Source organism: Paenibacillus xylanexedens, from assembly GCF_017874615.1.
Taxonomy (GTDB): Bacteria; Bacillota; Bacilli; order Paenibacillales; family Paenibacillaceae; genus Paenibacillus; species Paenibacillus xylanexedens.
Genome location: NZ_JAGIKV010000004.1, coordinates 22,222 through 42,211, shown reverse-complemented (window position 1 = coordinate 42,211; position 19,990 = coordinate 22,222). Strand labels below are relative to the sequence as shown.

16 protein-coding genes are annotated in these 19,990 nt (G+C 46.3%); all 16 read left to right on the top strand.

What is annotated here, in order from left to right; all coding sequences use genetic code 11:
* The first annotated feature begins 29 nt into the window (after positions 1 to 29).
* Complete coding sequence (gene pnp / locus J2Z28_RS06255) at positions 30 to 2,132, top strand: polyribonucleotide nucleotidyltransferase (protein ID WP_211081628.1); 2,103 nt, start codon at positions 30 to 32, stop codon at positions 2,130 to 2,132.
* Between the two features lie 175 nt (positions 2,133 to 2,307).
* Positions 2,308 to 3,303: a polysaccharide deacetylase family protein gene (locus J2Z28_RS06250; protein WP_211081627.1), complete on the top strand. Its 996-nt coding sequence runs from the start codon at positions 2,308 to 2,310 to the stop codon at positions 3,301 to 3,303.
* A 99-nt stretch (positions 3,304 to 3,402) separates the two neighbouring features.
* Positions 3,403 to 4,686, top strand: a complete 1,284-nt coding sequence (locus J2Z28_RS06245; RefSeq protein ID WP_211081626.1) for a M16 family metallopeptidase — start codon at positions 3,403 to 3,405, stop codon at positions 4,684 to 4,686.
* Positions 4,646 to 5,092, top strand: a complete 447-nt coding sequence (gene dut / locus J2Z28_RS06240) for a dUTP diphosphatase (RefSeq protein ID WP_211081625.1) — start codon at positions 4,646 to 4,648, stop codon at positions 5,090 to 5,092. The genes J2Z28_RS06245 and dut overlap by 41 nt, the downstream gene beginning before the upstream one ends.
* A 157-nt stretch (positions 5,093 to 5,249) precedes the next feature.
* On the top strand, positions 5,250 to 6,149 hold the full coding sequence (gene dpsA / locus J2Z28_RS06235) for a dipicolinate synthase subunit DpsA (RefSeq protein WP_017689131.1): 900 nt from the start codon (positions 5,250 to 5,252) through the stop codon (positions 6,147 to 6,149).
* Positions 6,146 to 6,742, top strand: a complete 597-nt coding sequence (locus tag J2Z28_RS06230) for a dipicolinate synthase subunit B (RefSeq protein ID WP_062833836.1) — start codon at positions 6,146 to 6,148, stop codon at positions 6,740 to 6,742. The genes dpsA and J2Z28_RS06230 overlap by 4 nt, the downstream gene beginning before the upstream one ends.
* Positions 6,743 to 7,119: 377 nt before the next feature.
* Positions 7,120 to 8,340, top strand: coding sequence for an aspartate kinase (gene dapG / locus J2Z28_RS06225; protein WP_036670402.1), 1,221 nt, complete (start codon positions 7,120 to 7,122; stop codon positions 8,338 to 8,340).
* 47 nt (positions 8,341 to 8,387) lie between these two features.
* Positions 8,388 to 9,266 (top strand): 4-hydroxy-tetrahydrodipicolinate synthase, encoded by an 879-nt coding sequence (dapA, locus tag J2Z28_RS06220; RefSeq protein ID WP_211081624.1) that lies wholly within the window; start codon positions 8,388 to 8,390, stop codon positions 9,264 to 9,266.
* A gap of 477 nt (positions 9,267 to 9,743) precedes the next feature.
* Positions 9,744 to 11,423, top strand: coding sequence for a ribonuclease J (locus J2Z28_RS06215; RefSeq protein ID WP_076208870.1), 1,680 nt, complete (start codon positions 9,744 to 9,746; stop codon positions 11,421 to 11,423).
* A 221-nt stretch (positions 11,424 to 11,644) separates the two neighbouring features.
* Positions 11,645 to 12,418 (top strand): ClpP family protease, encoded by a 774-nt coding sequence (locus J2Z28_RS06210; protein ID WP_244988143.1) that lies wholly within the window; start codon positions 11,645 to 11,647, stop codon positions 12,416 to 12,418.
* The gene (locus J2Z28_RS06205; RefSeq protein ID WP_211081623.1) at positions 12,415 to 12,645 is read left to right on the top strand and encodes a YlzJ-like family protein; all 231 of its coding nucleotides are present in this window, start codon (positions 12,415 to 12,417) and stop codon (positions 12,643 to 12,645) included. Before J2Z28_RS06210 ends, J2Z28_RS06205 begins: the two co-directional genes overlap by 4 nt.
* A gap of 90 nt (positions 12,646 to 12,735) precedes the next feature.
* A complete protein-coding gene (locus J2Z28_RS06200; protein WP_211081622.1) occupies positions 12,736 to 15,474 on the top strand; it encodes an FtsK/SpoIIIE family DNA translocase in 2,739 nt (912 codons plus the stop codon).
* Positions 15,475 to 15,669: 195 nt separating this feature from the next.
* Entirely contained in the window at positions 15,670 to 16,500 is an 831-nt protein-coding gene (gene sleB / locus J2Z28_RS06195; protein ID WP_211081621.1) for a spore cortex-lytic enzyme, read from the top strand.
* A 126-nt stretch (positions 16,501 to 16,626) separates the two neighbouring features.
* Positions 16,627 to 17,907 (top strand): EF-P 5-aminopentanol modification-associated protein YfmF, encoded by a 1,281-nt coding sequence (yfmF, locus tag J2Z28_RS06190; protein ID WP_211081620.1) that lies wholly within the window; start codon positions 16,627 to 16,629, stop codon positions 17,905 to 17,907.
* A gap of 3 nt (positions 17,908 to 17,910) precedes the next feature.
* Complete coding sequence (gene yfmH, locus J2Z28_RS06185; RefSeq protein WP_211081619.1) at positions 17,911 to 19,191, top strand: EF-P 5-aminopentanol modification-associated protein YfmH; 1,281 nt, start codon at positions 17,911 to 17,913, stop codon at positions 19,189 to 19,191.
* A gap of 1 nt (position 19,192) precedes the next feature.
* Positions 19,193 to 19,963, top strand: a complete 771-nt coding sequence (ymfI, locus tag J2Z28_RS06180; protein WP_036609272.1) for an elongation factor P 5-aminopentanone reductase — start codon at positions 19,193 to 19,195, stop codon at positions 19,961 to 19,963.
* Positions 19,964 to 19,990 lie beyond the last annotated feature (27 nt).

Sequence of the window (19,990 nt, the reverse complement as noted above, 5' to 3'; positions counted from 1 at the left end):
AATTAGGAACGAATAAAAGGAGGGGTTTCATGGAACAGCGTGTTGAAATGCAGCTTGGTGGAAGAAAGCTTACGCTTGAGACCGGGCGTTTGGCCAAGCAGGCTAATGCTGCCGTTAAGGTAACATACGGGGATACCGTGGTATTGTGTACCGTGACAGCATCAAGTGAGCCGAAAGATCTGGACTTTTTCCCATTAACGGTGAACTATGAAGAAAGATTGTACGCCGTAGGTAAAATCCCGGGTGGATTTATTAAACGTGAAGGCAGACCAAGTGAGAAAGCGATTCTTTCGAGCCGTCTGACGGACCGTCCGATTCGTCCTTTGTTCCCTGAAGGCTTCCGTAATGATGTACAAGTTCTGAATATCGTTATGAGTGTGGATCAGGATTGCGAACCGCAAATCGCTGCAATGATTGGTACATCAGCAGCATTGAGCATTTCGGATGTTCCATTCAGCGGACCGATTGGTGGCGTGAAAGTGGGACGTATTGATGGCGAGTTCATCATTAACCCAACGATTGCACAGCTTGAAGTCAGTGATATTGAACTGGTCGTTGCAGGAACCAAAAATGCCATTATGATGGTTGAGGCCGAAGCAAACGAAGTGCCGGAAGAAGTGATGCTCGAAGCAATCATGTTTGGACATGATGAGATCCAAAATATTATTGCTGTAATCGAACAACTTGTGCAAGTTGCTGGAAAAGAAAAAATGGCTGTTAAGTTGCGTACCGTTAATGCTGAAGTTAACAGCAGTGTGCGTGAATTCGCCAGCGCTCGTCTGGTCGAAGCGGTTAAAATCGCCGAGAAGCATTCTCGTCAAGATGCAATCGATGTAGTGAATGACGAAACCGTTGCTCACTTTGAAGAGAAATATATTGAAAGTCCGGAATTGCTCAAAGACGTGAAGGAAGTTCTGCACGATATCGTCAAAGAAGAAGTGCGTCGTCTGATCACGCATGATAAAGTTCGTCCGGATGGACGTGGACTTGCTGAAATTCGCCCAATTGAATGTGATACATCTCTGCTGCCACGTGCACATGGTACAGGACTGTTTACGCGCGGTCAAACGCAAGCACTTAGCGTTTGTACACTTGGTGCACTGGGTGATGTTCAGATTTTGGACGGAATCAGTCTTGAAGAAACGAAACGATTCATGCATCACTATAACTTCCCACCATTCAGCGTAGGTGAAGCGCGTCCATTGCGTGCTCCAGGTCGTCGCGAAATCGGACATGGTGCTCTGGGTGAGCGTGCTCTTTCCAAAGTGATCCCTTCCGAAACGGATTTCCCGTACACGATTCGTTTGGTATCTGAAGTTCTGGAATCCAACGGCTCATCATCTCAGGCAAGTATCTGTGCCAGCACTTTAGCTATGATGGATGCAGGTGTTCCAATCAAAGCTCCGGTTGCGGGTGTGGCTATGGGTCTGATCAAAGATGGTGATCATGTATCCATTCTGAGTGATATTCAGGGTATGGAAGATCACCTGGGTGACATGGACTTCAAGGTAGCAGGAACACCTGAAGGTGTAACCGCGATTCAAATGGACATTAAAATTGATGGTATTAATCGTCAAATTTTGTCTGATGCATTGGCGCAAGCCAAAGAAGGTCGTATGCACATTTTGGGCAAAATGAACGAAATTTTGAAAACTCCACGTGAGCAGTTATCACAATATGCGCCTAAAATTACAACGATGCATATCAATCCGGACAAAATCCGTGACGTGATCGGTGCAGGTGGTAAAATTATCAATAAAATCATCGAAGAAACCGGTGTTAAAATTGATATCGAACAGGATGGACGTGTCTTTATCGCTTCTTCTAACCAGGAGATGAATGATAAAGCCAAAGCGATCATCGAAGGTATTGTGCGCGAAGTATTGGTCGGCGAGATTTATGTCGGCAAAGTAAAACGCGTAGAGAAATTCGGTGCATTCGTTGAAGTACTTCCGAACAAAGAAGGTCTGGTACACATCTCGCAACTGTCAACTGAACGTGTTGCCAAAGTGGAAGATGTTGTAGCTATCGGTGATTCCATTACGGTAAAAGTAACGGAAATTGACCCACAAGGTCGAATCAACTTGTCCCGTAAAGCAGTTTTGACTGCTGAAGCTCCGGCTCAATCCTAGGATACCGAAGCGACAGGTTATAAATGGATAGATTGAATGAAGAGACAGAATGTGAATTTCTGGCTCTTTTTTTAACGTTTAAATATAATAAGCATGAATGGAACCATGGCTTTTTATTCATATTTTTGCCCTTGTCCTCATATGATGGGGACAAAGACGGCGGGAGGATGGAGCTGTGGGAAACCAATCCAAAAAGCTGGCGGCTGTTCTGGCGGGTGTGACTGCGGTCATATTGATCGGACAAGTTGGCAGTGTACGTACATACATTACGGAGATCCGTGATGGGCCAGGTACGCAAAATGCTTTTGACATGTTTAAGGAGGCAACTGGAGAAGATGCGCTGTTGTCTGCGATTCGGGATAAAGCGGCTGAAACGAAAATTGCTCCGGTAAATGCCAGAGTGGATCGGGTATGGAAAGCGATTCCTGGTTATAATGGCATGGAGATTGATGTGGAAGCGACATACCGTAAGGCGCTGAGTGGAACGTTGAATACCAAAATAGCGTATGTCTACCGTCAGATTGAGCCGGAGATCCAGCTTAAGGATTTGGGTGCACATCCGATCTATCGGGGGAATGCAAACAAACCGATGGTTTCTTTTATGATTAATGTGGCCTGGGGGAACGAATACATTAAACCGATGCTGGATACGCTCGATGCCGAGAAAGTGAAGGCTACTTTTTTTCTGGATGGAAGTTGGTTAAGCAAAAATGTTGAACTGGCCAAAGAAATTCAGAAACGTGGGCATGAGATGTCCAACCATGCATATTCTCACCCTAATATGAGTCGATTGAGCGCAGAACGGGCCAAGCTGGAAATTAGCAAAACCCAGGATCTGCTCCATAAAACATTGGGCGTAGAGAATCGTTGGTTTGCTCCGCCTTCCGGTGACTTTAATCAGAAGACCGTTGACATTGCTTCATCCATGGGACTGCAAACCGTGTTATGGACAGTAGATACTGTGGATTGGCGTAAGCCAAGCCCGGATGCCGTTGTTGCCAAAATTGCTAAAAATACCGAGGCTGGGACGTTAATACTAATGCACCCTACAGCTGCTTCTTCGGGAGCTTTAAAGGGCATGATTCAATCCATACGGGCCAAAGGTTTGGTGCTTGGAACAGTAACTGAGACGCTGTCTTCGGAACGTGTAAATACGTCTGCGGTTGAGTGAACGTTGTTTTTTTGTTAATATCAAACAGTTGGAACCAAATGTCGATTTCAATTTCAAGGTTGAGATCAAGGCAATTATAGAGATGTAGGAGGGCCAACCATGAAAAAAATTCAGCTGGGCAATGGCCTCAGAGTTGTCATGGAACAGATACCGACCTGCCGTTCTGTGTCTTTCGGAATATGGGTCAAGACAGGTTCGCGCAATGAGCAACCTGCAAGTAACGGAGTATCACATTTTATTGAACACATGTTATTCAAGGGAACCGATCGTTATGATGCCAAGGCGATTGCGGAGCAGTTCGATGCGATTGGCGGTAACGTGAACGCATTCACTTCCAAAGAATACACGTGTTATTATGCTAAAGTATTGGATGAACATTTGCCGATTGCGGTTGATGTATTGTCTGATATGTTTTTCCGATCCAAAATGGATGATGGTGAATTGATCAAGGAGAAAAACGTCATTCTGGAAGAAATCTCGATGTATGAAGATACGCCGGATGATATGGTTCATGATCTGATGGCCTTGGCCGCCTATGGTGAGCATCCTCTCGCATACCCAATCCTGGGTACAGAAGAACGTCTCAAAGCGATGGATTCCAGTCATCTGCGTGCATATATGAAGGAGCACTACACGATTGAGAATACAGTCATTATTATCGCGGGTAATATTGATGACAGTGTAATCGATCTGATGGAGAAGCATTTTGGTGCTTTTGATGTAAATGGAGTAACGGAAGCAGTCACGATGCCAGCTTTCCAAAGCGGACAGCTCTTTCACAAAAAGAAAACGGAACAGAATCATATCTGTATTTCGTTCCCGGGCTGTAAAATCGGAGATCCGCTGCAATTCGCTATGGTTGTTCTGAATAACGCCATTGGTGGAGGCATGAGCTCCAGACTGTTCCAGGAAATTCGTGAGAAACGGGGTCTTGCGTACTCCGTGTATTCCTATCATAGCTCTCATGCGGACAGCGGACTTTTCACGATATACGCGGGTACAGCACCGAAACAGACCAAAGAAGTGCTCGATCTGACCAAAGAAGTTCTGGGCGACCTGGCTGTAAACGGCTTGTCCGAAGATGAACTTCGTAAAGGAAAAGAACAGCTGAAAGGTAGCTTGATTCTGAGCCTGGAAAGCACAGGCAGTCGCATGAATCGTCTGGGTAAAAACGAGCTCATGCTGGGCAGACACCATACGCTGGATGAGATGATCACCAAAATTGAGCAAGTTACCATGGACGATATTAACGCGGTACTTGATCTGATGTTTGCTGAACCTTTTGCACTTGCTATGGTTGGCGCTTCAGATAAGACGATCGCTGGATTGAGAAGGGATGATTTTGTTGCATTACGTTCAAATACAGAGACTGCCGGGCAATGAAGATATTAAACTGCCTCAAAAAATGTCGGAGCTGGCATCTGGCTTTGATGTAGTAGCTGCACTTCAGGAAGATGTTGTATTGCAGCCGGGTCAGCGTACACTGATTCCTACCGGACTTGCGATGGCAATGCCAGCTGGATTGGAAGCACAGATCCGTCCTCGGAGCGGACTGGCTTTCAAACATGGTATTACTTGCCTCAACACACCGGGGACCATTGATGCGGATTATCGCGGAGAAGTTAAAGTGCTGTTGATTAATCTGGGTCAGGAACCGTTCACGATTGTACGGGGAGAGCGCATCGCACAGATCGTCTTCCAGACCGTGCCTACGGTTGAATTGACGGAAGTGAATGAACTTTCGGAAACAGTACGTGGCGAAGGTGGATTCGGTCATACCGGGAAATAAGCAGCGTAAATATACCCATTCTTTAGAGTCGTCCCTGACAGGGGCGGCTCTTTTTTACATTCGAGAAACAGACGGTGGAATGCAATTATTGTTTTCACCCCCCTGTGGGCCCCTGCATACGATAAGGCATACATGTGGTGAAAGGAGTGACGTCCCGATGCTGACCGGAGTCCGGATTGTAGTCCTGGGCGGAGATGCGCGGCAGCTTGAAGTCATTCAAAAGTGCGCTGAGCTGGATGCAACGGTAAGTGTGGTGGGTTTCGATAAAATAGAACGTTCCATTCCAGGGATCGAGCACCAGGAACTGGAGGACGAAGTGTTTGCTTCCGCAGATGTGCTCGTACTGCCTGTTGTCGGTTGCGATGAGCAGGGAAAAGTAAGTACTTCATTTAGTGACACACCGATCTATCTGAAAAAGGAACATATTGCAGCATTACCAGAGCATTGTATTGTGTTCACAGGTATGGCAAAGCCGTTCTTGCGCGAACTTTGTCTTGAAAATGGGCTGCGACTTGTTGAAGTACTTGATCGTGATGATATTGCACTTTATAACTCTATTCCAACAGCTGAGGGAGCCATCGCCATAGCTATTCGGGAGACGGACTTCACAATCCATGGTTCGGAATGCATTGTGCTTGGCATTGGTCGAACAGGATTCACAATGGCCAAAACACTGCAGGGACTTGGAGCAAATGTACGGGTGGGAATCAGGCGGGAAGAGGATGCTGCCCGCGCTACAATAATGGGCTGGAAGCCTTTCATGACAACGGATTTGGCCGCTCAGACCGGGGAAGTTGACTTGCTTTTTAATACGATACCGACTATGATAATCACAGCACAAATCCTGTCCAGAATGCCGCAAAAGGCTGTCATTATCGACCTCGCATCCGCTCCTGGCGGCTGTGATTTCAGGTATGCCGACAAACGCGGTATCAAAGCGCTACTTGCGCCTGGCCTCCCCGGCATTGTTGCTCCCAAAACGGCTGGCGGCATTATTGCCGACGCGTTGATCCGTTTGCTTTTGGAAGAACAGAACGCACGGGAGGTTAAATCATGAACTGGCAGGGAAAAACGGTAGGTTATGCAATTACGGGTTCTCATTGTACGTTTGAAGAGGTTATGCCGGTAATTAGCCGCTTCGTAGCTGAAGGTGCCAACGTCATTCCGATTATTTCGAATTCGGTTCTGACGACGGATACACGCTTTGGTACGGCGCAAAATTGGCAAAAACAGTTGAAAGATATAACAGGTAATGATATCATTTCTACAATTGTTGAAGCGGAGCCATTAGGGCCTTCCAAGCTGCTTGATGTGCTGGTTATTGCTCCATGCACAGGGAATACAACAAGCAAGCTGGCTAATGCGATGACCGACAGTCCAGTGCTAATGGCAGCCAAAGCGCAGATGCGCAATCAGCGTCCGCTTGTGCTCGCGATTTCCACGAATGACGGTCTGGGCTTGAATGCTGCGAATATCGCCAAATTGCTCGTGGCCAAATACTTGTATTTTGTGCCATTTGGGCAAGACGATCCAGTGAAAAAACCAAACTCGTTAGTCGCCAAAATGGAATTGATTCCAGAGGCTTGCTGGAGTGCTCTTGAGGGCAAACAGTTGCAGCCGATGATTGTGGAGCGTTCTTCACAGGCTTGATGGAACAATGATTTGGTGACAACGTTTATGCGCTTGGAGAAATGAAGAAGGGTTCGAGAGACAAAGAAAATCATGGGGGACGAAATGCTGGATTGAACAGCTACTATGTCCACGTTCCTGTCTATAAGGCATTCCTGCTTGCGGGCAGTACAGGTTAAGCAAGCGGGAGAGGTCTATTGTGAATGTATGCATCATGACCTCGTTAACAACCGCGACCTTTGATTTGCGATTGTCCCAGACAATTACAGAAAATAAGGAGCGGCATGGAATGCCGTATAAAATGCTGAAATTATCGCATCAGAACGCTCCCTAGAGTGATCCATTTGTTGATTTGACCCGTGTCCAGTCTTCTTGCGTACACAAATGGAGGAATAAAGATGCGTATCATGGTACAGAAATTCGGAGGCACGTCTCTCTCCACTGTTCAGGCGAGAGAGCATGTGCTCCGTCATGTTAAACGTGAACTTGAAGCAGGATTGAGTCTGGTCATCGTTGTGTCTGCGATGGGGCGCCGCGGCGAGCCATATGCGACTGATACGTTGCTGGATTGGGCTGCACAGAACGGAAACGCACTATCCGCACGCGAAAAGGATTTACTGCTGTGCTGTGGTGAAATCATATCGGCGACAACGTTGAGCAGTTTACTCGAACATGAAGGCATTCCAACTACAGTGCTGACCGGTGCACAAGCAGGTTTTGTGACGGACGACAATTTCGGGAATGCCCGGATATTGGATGTCCGTCCTGTTCGTGTGTTGGAGCAGCTTCAGCTTGGCCGTGTCGTTGTTGTAACCGGATTCCAGGGGCAGACAGAGAACGGAGACTTCACGACATTGGGTCGTGGGGGAAGCGATACGTCTGCTACAGCTCTCGGTGCAGCATTACGTGCTGAAATGGTGGATATCTACACAGATGTGAACGGGATACTCACCGCTGATCCGCGAATTGTTGAGGATGCACGTCCACTGACTGTTGTGAGTTATGCAGAGATCTGTAACATGGCCCACCACGGGGCCAAGGTAATCCATCCACGTGCGGTTGAGATTGCGATGCAATCCCAGATTCCAGTGCGGGTAAGATCTACTTTTGCAGACACGGAGGGAACGCTGGTTACGCATCCGGAAGGATTCCAGGATGTGCAGACAGGCATTGTTGACCGTTATGTAACAGGCATCGCCTACGTGAGCAATGTAACGCAAATTACGGTGGATGTGCCTGGTGGTGGTGCAGATCGATTGCAACTAAAAGTGTTCAAAACCATGGCTGAGAATTCAATCAGCGTTGATTTTATTAATGTTACCCCCTCGGGTGTTGTCTATACGGTTTTTGATAGTGATTCCGAGAAAGCCATACAGGTATTGCAGGAGATAGGTCTCAAGCCACAAAGCCTGTCCGGTTGTGCCAAAGTTTCCGTCATTGGCGGAGGTATTAATGGTGTACCTGGAATCATGGCTCGAATCGTGGAGTCCTTGACACTGGCAGACATTCAGATCCTGCAATCGGCAGATTCGAATACAACGATCTGGGTACTCGTAAAAAAAGAAGATATGGTTCAGGCCCTGAGGGCACTTCACGCCTCATTCGAACTTCATTTGTAAATAACTGAAGTTAGAGGAGCCAAACCTGTTTTGAAGGAGGAATCGAATTGGACTTTGGAAGATTGATTACAGCAATGGTCACTCCGTTCAATGAACAAGGAGAGATTCATTGGGAGGAAACGGCACGTCTAATCGACTATCTGATTGTAGATCAAAAGTCGGAGACGCTTGTGGTTTCTGGAACAACAGGGGAGTCTCCAACACTTAGTGATACTGAGAAAGTTCAATTATTCGAATTTGCAGTGAAACATGCGGCCGGTCGGTGCCAAATTATAGCCGGAACGGGAAGCAATAACACGGCACATTCCATCCATTTGACACAGGAAGCTGAACGTGCCGGAGTGGATGGCATATTGTTGGTTGTTCCGTATTACAACAAACCTAGCCAAGAAGGTTTGTTCAAACATTTTGAAGCGATTGCAGGCTCCACCAAGCTGCCAATTATGCTCTACAACGTACCTGGGCGTACAGTAACCAGCCTGTCAGCAGCGACAACGCTTCGTCTTGCACAGATTCCTAACATCGTCGCTACGAAGGAATGTGCGTCTATGGAACAGGTTACGCTGATTGCAGCAAGTGCTCCAGAACATTTCAGAGTCTATTCCGGTGATGATGCTTCAGGCTTACCAGCGATTGCAGTTGGCGCACATGGAATTGTCAGTGTGGCCAGTCATGTTGTAGGGGCAGAGATGAAGAAAATGATTGATTTGTTCTATGGTGGATCACCTCTTCAGGCTGCTCAGATTCATCAGCAGCTGTTCCCAGTGTTTAAAGGCCTATTTGAGTGTCCACAGCCTCTACCGAACCCGGTAGCGGTGAAATATGCGCTGACATTGCGTGGTTTGAACGTTGGCTCCGTACGATTGCCCCTTATTCCTCCAACGGAAGAGGAGCAGGATTATATCAAAGGTCTGCTTAATTTGTAATCATTTTGGTTGTATATGGAACTATTTTATTAATCATGGGAATATCCTTCAGATCAGCAAAAGAACCGCGCCTCTTCGTAGAGGTTGCGGTTCTTTTTTTAACAAGTAATATGAGGTTTCTTTTCCACTGCTAAGGGGAAACCTACAGGTTAACGAGAGAGTGACTTGTTTTTTTTGTTTTTAATCATGTATAATGATGTCAAGTGACTGGGTGCGGTATTTTTTTGAAATTGAAAGCGACATCGCTTCGTGGTGTAGCTTTGCGGTGAAAAAGGAAGGAACGGCTAAGAGGAAATTTCAAATCCAACTTGTTGGTAAAGGGGAATAACTTCGAAGAACTTCTTCCAAATATCGTGAATAAAGGTGTTCTTTTGCATTCATCCCGATAGGTGGGTATGTGATGTGTGGACTACTTTTCTTAACTTACAATAAATAATAAGGTACGACGTCCAACTACCATAGGAGGTTTAGATTCATTTGTCTAAGAAAAATAATAACGATAAACTGATGATTTTTGCTTTGGGCGGCGTAGGCGAGATTGGTAAAAATATGTACGTCATCCAATACGCCAACGACATTGTAGTCGTAGATGCTGGTCTTAAATTCCCGGAAGAAGATATGCTTGGTATTGATATTGTCATCCCTGACATTTCTTACCTGACTGAGAACCGTGACAAAGTAAGAGGAATCATCCTTACTCACGGACATGAGGATCACATTGGTGGTCTGCCATATGTTCTCAAACATCTGAATGTTCCTGTATACGGAACAAGACTTACGCTTGGACTTGTAGAAAACAAGTTGAAAGAAGCGAATTTGCTGGGTGAAACAAAACGTATTCTGATTGATGCTGATTCCGAGATCCAACTTGGATCTGTTCTGAAAGCATCGTTCTTCGCTACTAACCATAGTATTCCGGATTCTGTTGGTGTATGTGTCGAAACACCGGAAGGTGCAGTTGTTCACACGGGTGACTTCAAATTCGACCATACTCCAGTCAATGGTCAATATGCAGATCTTCAGCGTATGGCACAGATCGGAACAAATGGCGTGTTAGCGCTGTTGTCCGACAGTACGAACGCTGAGAAACCTGGATTCACACCATCGGAGAAAAATGTGGGTATCGTGCTGGAAGATATCTTCCGTAAAGCAAGTCAACGTGTTGTTGTAGCGACATTTGCTTCCAACGTACACCGTATCCAACAGGTGATCAATGCAGCAGAAGTGACTGGACGTAAAGTTGCAGTTATCGGACGCAGCATGGTGAACGTGGTTGGTATTGCTTCAGAACTGGGTTATCTTGAGATTCCGGATGGCATGATCATTGAACCTGAAGAAGTAGGCAAGATGGCAGCTGATCGTGTCGTGATTCTCTGCACAGGAAGTCAAGGAGAGCCAATGTCAGCACTGACACGTATGGCTCGTTCCACACACCGTAAAGTGGACATCCTGCCAGGTGACACCGTCATTATCGCAGCAACTCCGGTTCCAGGTAATGAAAAATATGTAGGCCGTACGATTGATGAACTGTTCCGTCTGGGCGCTAACGTGCATTACAGCGGTGCTAACAGTGGTGTCCACGTATCTGGTCACGGTAGCCAGGAAGAGCTGAAACTGATGCTCAACCTGATGAAACCGAAATTCTTCTTGCCAATTCACGGTGAATTCCGTATGCAGCGTCGCCACGCGGTTCTTGCTGAATCTGTAGGGGTAGAACCTGAGAACATTTTCATCACGGATATCGGTGAAGTGATTGAAATTCAAGGTGGAGCAGCACGTAGAGCAGGTAAAGTTACTGCAGGTAATGTGTTGATCGATGGCTTGGGTGTAGGCGATGTGGGTAACATTGTACTTCGTGACCGCAAATTGTTGTCACAAGATGGTATCCTTGTTGTTGTGGTAACACTGAGCAAACAGGATGGAAAAATTGTTTCCGGCCCTGACATCATCTCTCGCGGATTTGTGTATGTACGTGAATCGGAAGGACTACTGGATGAGGCCAACCGGATCGTTAGCAGCACATTGCAGAAGTTGATGAGTGAGAACGTTAACGAGTGGGCTTCACTCAAAACGAATGTTAAAGATGCACTGGGACGCTTCCTGTATGAGCAAACTCGTCGTAGACCGATGATTTTGCCAATCATTATGGAAGTTTAAAATAAGCTAAACAAAAACATATATTCAGGCACACAGTCGCCCCTTCTCTACGAGTAATATTGGACGGTTCCTCGTAGAGAAGGGGCTTTTTTTGCGTTTTCAGGAAGATCTGCAATAGGTTCAATATGTGAAGCAATTTGATATATCGGGTATAAGGCGGTTGGAAAAATCCCCATACTAAGGAAATACATTAAATGTTTCTGGAGAAGGGGATTATTGAAATGAATGAACGTATGAATGGCAAGCAGGCATCAAAATCCAATCAACCGGAAGTTGAAGCTCCGGAGATTCCGATTCAGGAGGAGAAGGCCATCTCTCCCGTGACAGAGACTATTCAGCAATTTGGGCAGACACAGTCGCCTGCAGGTGAATCGAATATTTTCTGTATGACCATTATTGGACAGGTCGAAGGGCATTTGATTTTGCCGCCACAAAATAAAACAACAAAGTATGAGCATATCATTCCACAGCTGGTGGCCGCAGAACAAAATCAGCGTATTGAAGGTATTCTGATCATTTTGAACACGGTAGGTGGAGATGTAGAGGCGGGTCTGGCCATTGCAGAGATGATTGCTTCTCTGAGCAAACCTACGGTTACTGTGGTCATTGGAGGCGGGCATAGCATTGGAGTACCGATTGCTGTAGCTTCAACATATTCCCTGATTGCCGGAAGTGCAACGATGACGATCCATCCGATTCGGATGAACGGCCTTGTCATTGGTGTACCTCAAACGTTTGAGTATATGGAGAAAATGCAGGAAAGGGTTGTTCGGTTCGTGACTTCTCATTCGAATATCTCTGAAGAGATGTTCAAAGAACTGATGTTTAAGACTGGTGAGTTGAATCGGGATATTGGTACAGCTGTAGGAAGCGCAGATGCAGTGAAACATGGATTAATGGATGCAGTGGGCGGGATTGGACAGGCTATTGCTCAGTTAAATCAGCTCATAGGAGACAAGAGACAGACCCTGCAGGCGGGAGGTTATACCCAATGACATTATACACCGTGATGCCCCCGGAACAACTCTGGTCGGGAATGTGGAAAGAGGGCGAAGATACAAAGGAGATCAAGATGAATGGTTTATTGATGCAGGTGAGACCTGTTAATGACAATGAAGCTGTTATTGTACGTTTGTTGGATTGTCCACTTGAAGCCTATCTCAATCCTGCTAATATGCCCGGTTCGACCATTCCGATTTCAGGTAACTTGGGATCAGCATAACGCGACGAATTCAGACAAATTGAGCAGAAAAAGAACATATGTACGGAATATATTTGTATGGTATAATATTCTTCTGGGGGTGACCTGATTTTGGCCAGAAGAAAAAAGAGGAAAAAAAAGGGCGCTGGCTTTAGCGGCGTTTTAAAATATGAAATTTACGGGATTGTGCTTATTACCCTTGCTGTCATAGCATTATCGGGTGAAGCCACCGTTGGACGTTCGCTTTCCAAGATGTTCGGACTGATGCTTGGTAAGTTTTATTTTGCGATTCCACTTGTTGGTATTTATTATGGTCTCATGGTGATGATTCACCGGAAATGGCCGAGTGGCTGGACCACACGCAAAACAGGACTGGTACTGCTGGTCTTTGCCTTAACCCTGATGAGCACCGTCTCTGCAATGCACCAGAAGCTCATTCCGGTAGGTGCGCTTGAGCCTGGTGCTGTGATTACACAGGTACATAATGATATGCAAACCGAGTTGCTAACCCCCGCTACGCCAGGTGAGAGGGACTCCATGCTTAACAAGGACATCAGCGGTGGTTATCTTGGAGCTGGACAATTTGTTCTTTTCCTGTGGCTGTTTGGCAGCCTTGGGGCAAGGCTTATCATGATCGTGATGTTTGTCATCAGTTTTATGCTGATTACGAATCTCTCTTATGTAGATCTGATTCGAATATTCAGAACCAAGGTCTGGGATGCCGGAAGTACAATGTACAAGAAGTTGGAGTCCAGAACTGCTGCGCGCTCTGCTTCAGTTGCTGATGACAGGAAAAAGGCGAATGCTCGTAAAGTGGTACCTGTTCCTGTTGAAGATGACGAAGACGAGTATGAGGATGAATTAGAGGAACAGCATCTGCCAAAACGAAAATCGCCCATATTCTTCCAACTTTTCGGAAAATGGGGATCTAAACGGGAACAGGCGACATCAGGACGTGAAATGGATGAGGTCGATTCGGCAGAAACAGAACAGATTGTGTACCGCGCCGAACAAGATCACAATCTAGAGGCGTGGCAGGATGCAACCGAAGACGTAACTAACAAATCAGCTTCATCACGTGTTCCTGTTCAGGCTAAACCTAACTCAGCGCCGATCATTCGAGACTTTTTTGAGCATGTCAGAACAGAAGAGGCAAGCATTGAAGATGATCTGGACGATGCTTATCCTTTCCCGGATAATCTGGTCGATCCAAACGTAGTACAACAGGGCGAGCATACCATTAAAATAACGGATGAACTGGTAGAGACAGAGTGGTCTGCATCCGATGCGGGTACAAACGGGATGAATGCTGTGGATGAGATTCAGAGTGGAGAAGAAGTACCTAATGATGCAATGCAGGGTACAGATACTCCAACTCCTGAAGGGCAGGACACACAACCGGTGAAACCACCACCGCCACCTCCTAAGCCGTACAAGCTGCCATCATTCCGTCTACTTGCCAAGCCAAACAATGGGGGCAAGGCGGGTGACCAGAAGGATTATATGCAGACAGCACGTAAGCTGGAAGCCACACTGGAAAGCTTCGGTGTTCGTGCCAAAGTACTTGAAGTGGTTCGGGGTCCTGCAGTTACAAGATATGAAATTCAACCTGACATTGGCGTCAAGGTCAGCAGAATTGTCAGCCTAACGGATGATATCGCGTTGGCTCTGGCGGCAAAAGATATTCGGATGGAAGCACCGATTCCCGGAAAGTCTGCTATTGGTATCGAAGTACCTAATGGTGAAGTATCGGTTGTAACGATGCGTGAAGTAATGGAGACAGCAACGTTCCAGGATGCAGAATCCAAAGTGACCATTGCATTTGGCCGAGATATCTCGGGACAGACGATTATTGGTAACTTGGCTCGTATGCCCCATTTGCTGGTTGCGGGTGCTACAGGTTCCGGTAAGTCGGTGTGTATTAACGGAATTATTACCAGCATATTGTACAAAGCCAAGCCGGATGAAGTGAAGTTCCTGATGGTCGATCCCAAGATGGTTGAGTTGAACGTATATAACGGGATTCCCCATTTGCTGGCACCGGTAGTAACTGATCCTAAGAGAGCGTCACTTGCTCTCAAAAAGATTGTGGTTGAGATGGAGAAACGATATGAACTGTTCTCCAAATCAGGCACTCGTAACGTTGAAGGTTACAATAATCTGATGAAAGATAATCCTGCGGCTGTTCTGCCTTATATTGTTGTCATTGTGGATGAGCTTGCAGATCTCATGATGGTTGCAGCCGGAGATGTTGAAGATGCGATTGCGCGGCTTGCCCAGATGGCTCGTGCAGCCGGTATCCATCTGATTATTGCTACACAGCGGCCTTCTGTGGATGTTATTACTGGCGTAATCAAAGCCAACATACCTTCTCGTATCGCCTTCGGTGTATCCTCACAGGTGGATTCTCGAACCATTCTGGATATGGGTGGGGCCGAGAAATTGTTGGGTCGCGGAGACATGTTATTCATGCCAATGGGCGCATCGAAACCGGTTCGTGTACAAGGTGCTTTTATGAGTGATGAAGAAGTGGAAAGTATTGTGAATTATGTACGTGGTCAAGGTGAAGCACAGTATGATGAGTCCCTTGTACCTGAGGTGGACGACTCTATCCAGGCTGAAGATGAAGTACAGGACGAGTTATACGAAAAGGCAGTACAGATTATTCTGGAGGCCAAACAAGCGTCTGTTTCTCTGCTACAACGTCGAATGCGAGTAGGATACACCCGTGCCGCACGTTTGATTGACTCCATGGAATCCCGGGGCGTGATTGGTCCTTACGAGGGTAGCAAACCACGGGAAGTTTTGGTCTCGCTTGAAGAGTACCAACAAAACAAAATAAGCTCGTAGCTTGTAATGCACATGAATATTCAGGCGATTCGAGCCCTCAACCTTAATGGTTGGGGGCTTTTTTCATACAATTTGACTGAAGTTTTACCATGATGTCCAATGATCGGATGATTTAGTGCATAGGAAGCAAGCAGGCTTGTCATAATAACCTTAGCGATTCTGTTAATCCCACAAGAGAAAGGTAGAGCACAGTCGATGCGAAAAATGAACATATGGCTTTTCACTGCTATTTTGCTGATGTCCGCATTGGGAATCCGCTATTTGCTTCCTGAGAATGCAGCAACCGAAAGTTCGAATCAAAGCGCACCACAAGTTGAAGAGAAAGCCTTGCCTACTTTCAGCAGCAACGCTGTGAAATATGGAAGTTACGGTCAGGATGTGTATGAGCTTCAAGGCCGGCTCAAGTATTTGGGATTTTACAATGGTAAAATCGATAGCAATTTTGGCAACAGCACGCTGAAATCCGTCAAATGGTTTCAATCCGAATTTGGTATGAAGGCCGATGGTGTCGTTGGAGCTGAAACCAAACTGAAATTGTATAATGCTTCAACCAAATGGTCGCCAACGGAAACGCCATTGCACAAGGAAAAACCTTCAGGTGGAAGTGATAGTAGTAACAATACGGCAGATAAAGAGCAAGATAATATGGGATCTGCCAATGCACTCGGTCTCTCGGAGAATGAACTCAAAATTATGGCTAACGCAGTATATGGTGAGGCCCGAGGGGAACCGTTTGAAGGTCAAGTCGCAGTAGCGGCAGTAATTATGAATCGCGTGAAATCACCAAGCTTTCCAAATACGCCTTCTGGCGTGATCTTTCAGCCAGGTGCATTTACGGCTGTAGCAGACGGACAGATCTATCTGGAACCGAACGCACAAGCCAAAAAGGCAGTTGAGCAGGCCCTGAATGGATGGGATCCGTCCGGTGGATGTCTCTATTATTTTAACCCGAAAACAGCAACATCCAAATGGATCTGGACCCGCCCACAAGTGAAAACAATCGGACAGCATATCTTTTGTATGTGATGATGTTGGAAGCAACCAGAAGGCGTGACTTCGGTTGCTTCTTGCCTTTTGCATGGGTTAAAATGGTTGTTACGTTTAGCTTAATACGATTGCATGATAAATGACGCCGTAAAGGGGTTTTGACATTTGAATACATCAGGATTCGAACGAGGTAACAAGAGAGAGTTTCGTATACATGTGCTTCCGACTAAACGTTTCAAAACGTTCGCTATATCGCTATATGCAGGAGTTCCTTTACGGGAAGATACAGTAACCAAAGTAGCACTGACACCTTTTGTTCTGCGACGTGGCACGGAGTCCTATCCGGAAACAAAGCAATTTCGTGAGCAATTGGAGCATCTGTATGGAGCAGGTTTTGGTTTTGACGTCTATAAACGCGGGGATTACCAGATTGTACAATTCCGAATGGATACCATTAATGATTCCTTTGTTGGAGGGGATGAGCAGCTACTGGATCGTTCATTTGCCTTCCTTGGAGAGGTTCTTACACGACCTGCACAGGAGAATGGACATTTCAGGACGTCTTATGTACAAGCAGAGCGAGAGACTGTTCGTAAAAAGCTGGAGTCCATCGTGAATGATAAAATGCGCTATGCCGCTGAACGCAGTATTGAGGAAATGTGCAAGAACGAGCCGTACCGTCTTCACCCACTGGGTGAGCGAAAGGATCTGCCCGGGATTGAGCCTGACACACTGAGTGCGTCTTATCAGGAGTGGCTGCAGCAGGCGAGTATGGATCTATACGTGGTAGGAGATACGACACTGGAGGAGGTCGAGAACCTTGTTCAGCGTCATTTCAATGTAGATCGAACGTTCTCCTCTGATTACCAGACACAGGCAGCGGTTCGAGGAGATAAGGAAGTGGAGACCGTTGTTGAGCGACTGAATGTGAGTCAGGGAAAACTCAATATGGGACTCCGTACATCTATCACTTATGGAGATCCTCAGTATGCCGCAGCATTAATGTACAACGGGATTCTCGGTGGTTATCCTCATTCCAAACTGTTTGTAAATGTTCGTGAAAAAGAAAGTCTGGCGTATTACGCGTCATCGCGATATGACGGACATAAGGGCATTGCAACGATTCAATCCGGGATTGAAATCCCTAATTATGAGAAGGCTGTCACCATCATCAAGCAGCAGCTGGAAGAAATGAAAAGCGGTACAATCAGTGACCTGGAAATGTCTCAGACCAAAGCAATGATCCGTAACCTGCTTAATGAAATGCAGGATTCTGCTTTTGAGATGATCGCTTATGACTTCAATCGACAGTTGTCTGGCAAAGAAAGAACGGCTGAAGAGCTGTTGGCTCAGGTAGAACATATTAGCAAGGAAGATGTGCGTGAGGCGGCAGAACAATTCCGTCTGGATACGATTTATTTCTTGCGGGATGAGAAGGAGGAATAATCGGTGGAGAGCATTCGGTATGAGCATTTGCAGGAGACACTATATTACGAAGTAATGGATAACGGACTGCATGTCTATATTTTGCCTAAACCGGGATTCCAGAAAACGTATGCTACGTTTGCAACCAAGTATGGATCGGTGGATAACCATTTTCAGGTTGAAGGGCAGGAAGAAGTGAAGGTTCCGGATGGGATTGCCCATTTTCTGGAGCATAAAATGTTTGAAGAACCAACAGGCGATATTTTTGCCACGTTTGCATCTCATGGTGCTTCAGCTAACGCCTTTACGAGCTTTGATCAGACGGTTTATTTGTTTTCAGCGACCGAATATGTGAATGAAAATATACAAACATTAGTCGACTTTGTGCAAAATCCTTACTTCACGGATCAAAATGTGGAAAAGGAAAAAGGCATTATTGGACAGGAAATTGACATGTATGCTGATAATCCGGACTGGCGTGTTTATTTTGGATTGATCGAAGCCATGTATCAAAAACATCCGGTGCATATCGATATTGCAGGAACGGTGGAATCCATCCGTACGATTACCAAAGAGATGTTGTATGAGTGTTATAACACCTTCTATCACCCGAGTAATATGCTCTTGTTTGTGGTGGGTGGTGTAGATCCACAAGAAGTCATTGATATGGTTCGATCGAACCAGGAGCAGAAGGATTATAAGCCACAGGGGAGTATTCAACGTTTCTTCGAGCCGGAGCCTGAGCAGGTAGGAGAAGCCAGACGGGAAGCGAAACTGGCTGTGTCACTGCCCAAATGTCTGTTTGGATTCAAGGAGACGGACGTTGGACTTACCGGAGAACAATTGTTACGGCGAGATATGACAACGCAGCTGATGATGGATCTTTTGTTTGGCTCAAGCACACGATTATTTCAGAAGCTCTACGATGAAGATCTGATCTCGGACAGCTTTGGACATGAGTATAACAGTTCGCCGCAATACGCGTTTTCAGCCATTGGTGGTGATACAAAAGACCCGGATCAACTGCTCGCGCGTATACGTGAAGAAGTGGATGCCATTGTAGAGAAAGGGTTCGAATCCACGGATTTTGAACGTGCACGCAAAAAGAAAATAGGCGGATATTTGCGTATGCTCAATTCTCCGGAGAACATTGCGCATGAATTTACACGTCAGCAATTCCGTGGCGGTGATTTTTTCAATATGCTGCCGCTCTATGAATCGATTACACTGGAAGATGTAAATCTCAGACTGAGAGAGCATATTCGGTGGGATCATCTGGCTGTATCGCTAGTCGTGAGTCCTTGATATGGAGAGGGGAACGGGACAATTGAAGGCAATCGGGGAAATGACTGTACTGGTAACTGGCGCAAGCGGTGGCATCGGAGCGGCTATCGCAGAACGCTTTGCCAGAGTGGGAATGAATGTTGTTATACACTATATGAAATCGCATGAAGCAGCGAATGAAGCCGCCAGACGGTGCATGGAACAGGGCAGTGGAAAAATCATGACCGTGTCTGCGGATCTTCGCAGCCGGGAACAGATTGAGCGCATGCGTGAGAAGCTGGAGTCGCACAATCTCATGCCAGATATCCTTGTGAACAACGCAGGAATCTCGCATTATGGGATGTTGTCTGATGTTACAGAGGAGATCTGGGATGAAGTGATGGCGATTAACCTCAAAGGCACGTTTATGTGTACACAGGAAATGATGCCTCACATGATCTCCCAAAGGTATGGCCGAATCATTAATGTATCGTCGATCTGGGGACTGTCTGGTGCTTCTTGTGAGGTGCTGTATTCCACAACCAAGGGTGGAGTGAATGCATTCACCAAAGCGCTTGCGAAAGAACTCGCGCCTTCCGGAGTAACCGTAAATGCCGTTGCTCCTGGTGCCGTTCAGACATCCATGCTGAGCCATCTGGATCAGAGTGAACTGAAGATGCTGGAAGAGGAAATTCCGGCAGGAAGACTTGCTCAACCTGATGAAATCTCATCATTGGTTTATTTTCTGGCCCTCCCTGAATCGGGTTATATCAATGGGCAGATCATCAGTCCAAATGGCGGTTGGTTAACGTAAAAAAGCAAGAAAACTTGACTGGCTGTG

Bases quoted from the DNA above. Each gene is read 5' to 3' on its own strand.
- pnp (WP_211081628.1), top strand. From the start codon at position 30: ATGGAACAGCGTGTTGAAATGCAGCTTGGTGGAAGAAAGCTTACGCTT.
- J2Z28_RS06205 (WP_211081623.1), top strand. From the start codon at position 12,415: ATGACATTATACACCGTGATGCCCCCGGAACAACTCTGGTCGGGAATG.
- J2Z28_RS06245 (WP_211081626.1), top strand. From the start codon at position 3,403: ATGAAAAAAATTCAGCTGGGCAATGGCCTCAGAGTTGTCATGGAACAG.
- J2Z28_RS06230 (WP_062833836.1), top strand. From the start codon at position 6,146: ATGAACTGGCAGGGAAAAACGGTAGGTTATGCAATTACGGGTTCTCAT.
- ymfI (WP_036609272.1), top strand. From the start codon at position 19,193: ATGGAGAGGGGAACGGGACAATTGAAGGCAATCGGGGAAATGACTGTA.
- dapG (WP_036670402.1), top strand. From the start codon at position 7,120: ATGCGTATCATGGTACAGAAATTCGGAGGCACGTCTCTCTCCACTGTT.
- J2Z28_RS06210 (WP_244988143.1), top strand. From the start codon at position 11,645: ATGAATGAACGTATGAATGGCAAGCAGGCATCAAAATCCAATCAACCG.
- dpsA (WP_017689131.1), top strand. From the start codon at position 5,250: ATGCTGACCGGAGTCCGGATTGTAGTCCTGGGCGGAGATGCGCGGCAG.
- sleB (WP_211081621.1), top strand. From the start codon at position 15,670: ATGCGAAAAATGAACATATGGCTTTTCACTGCTATTTTGCTGATGTCC.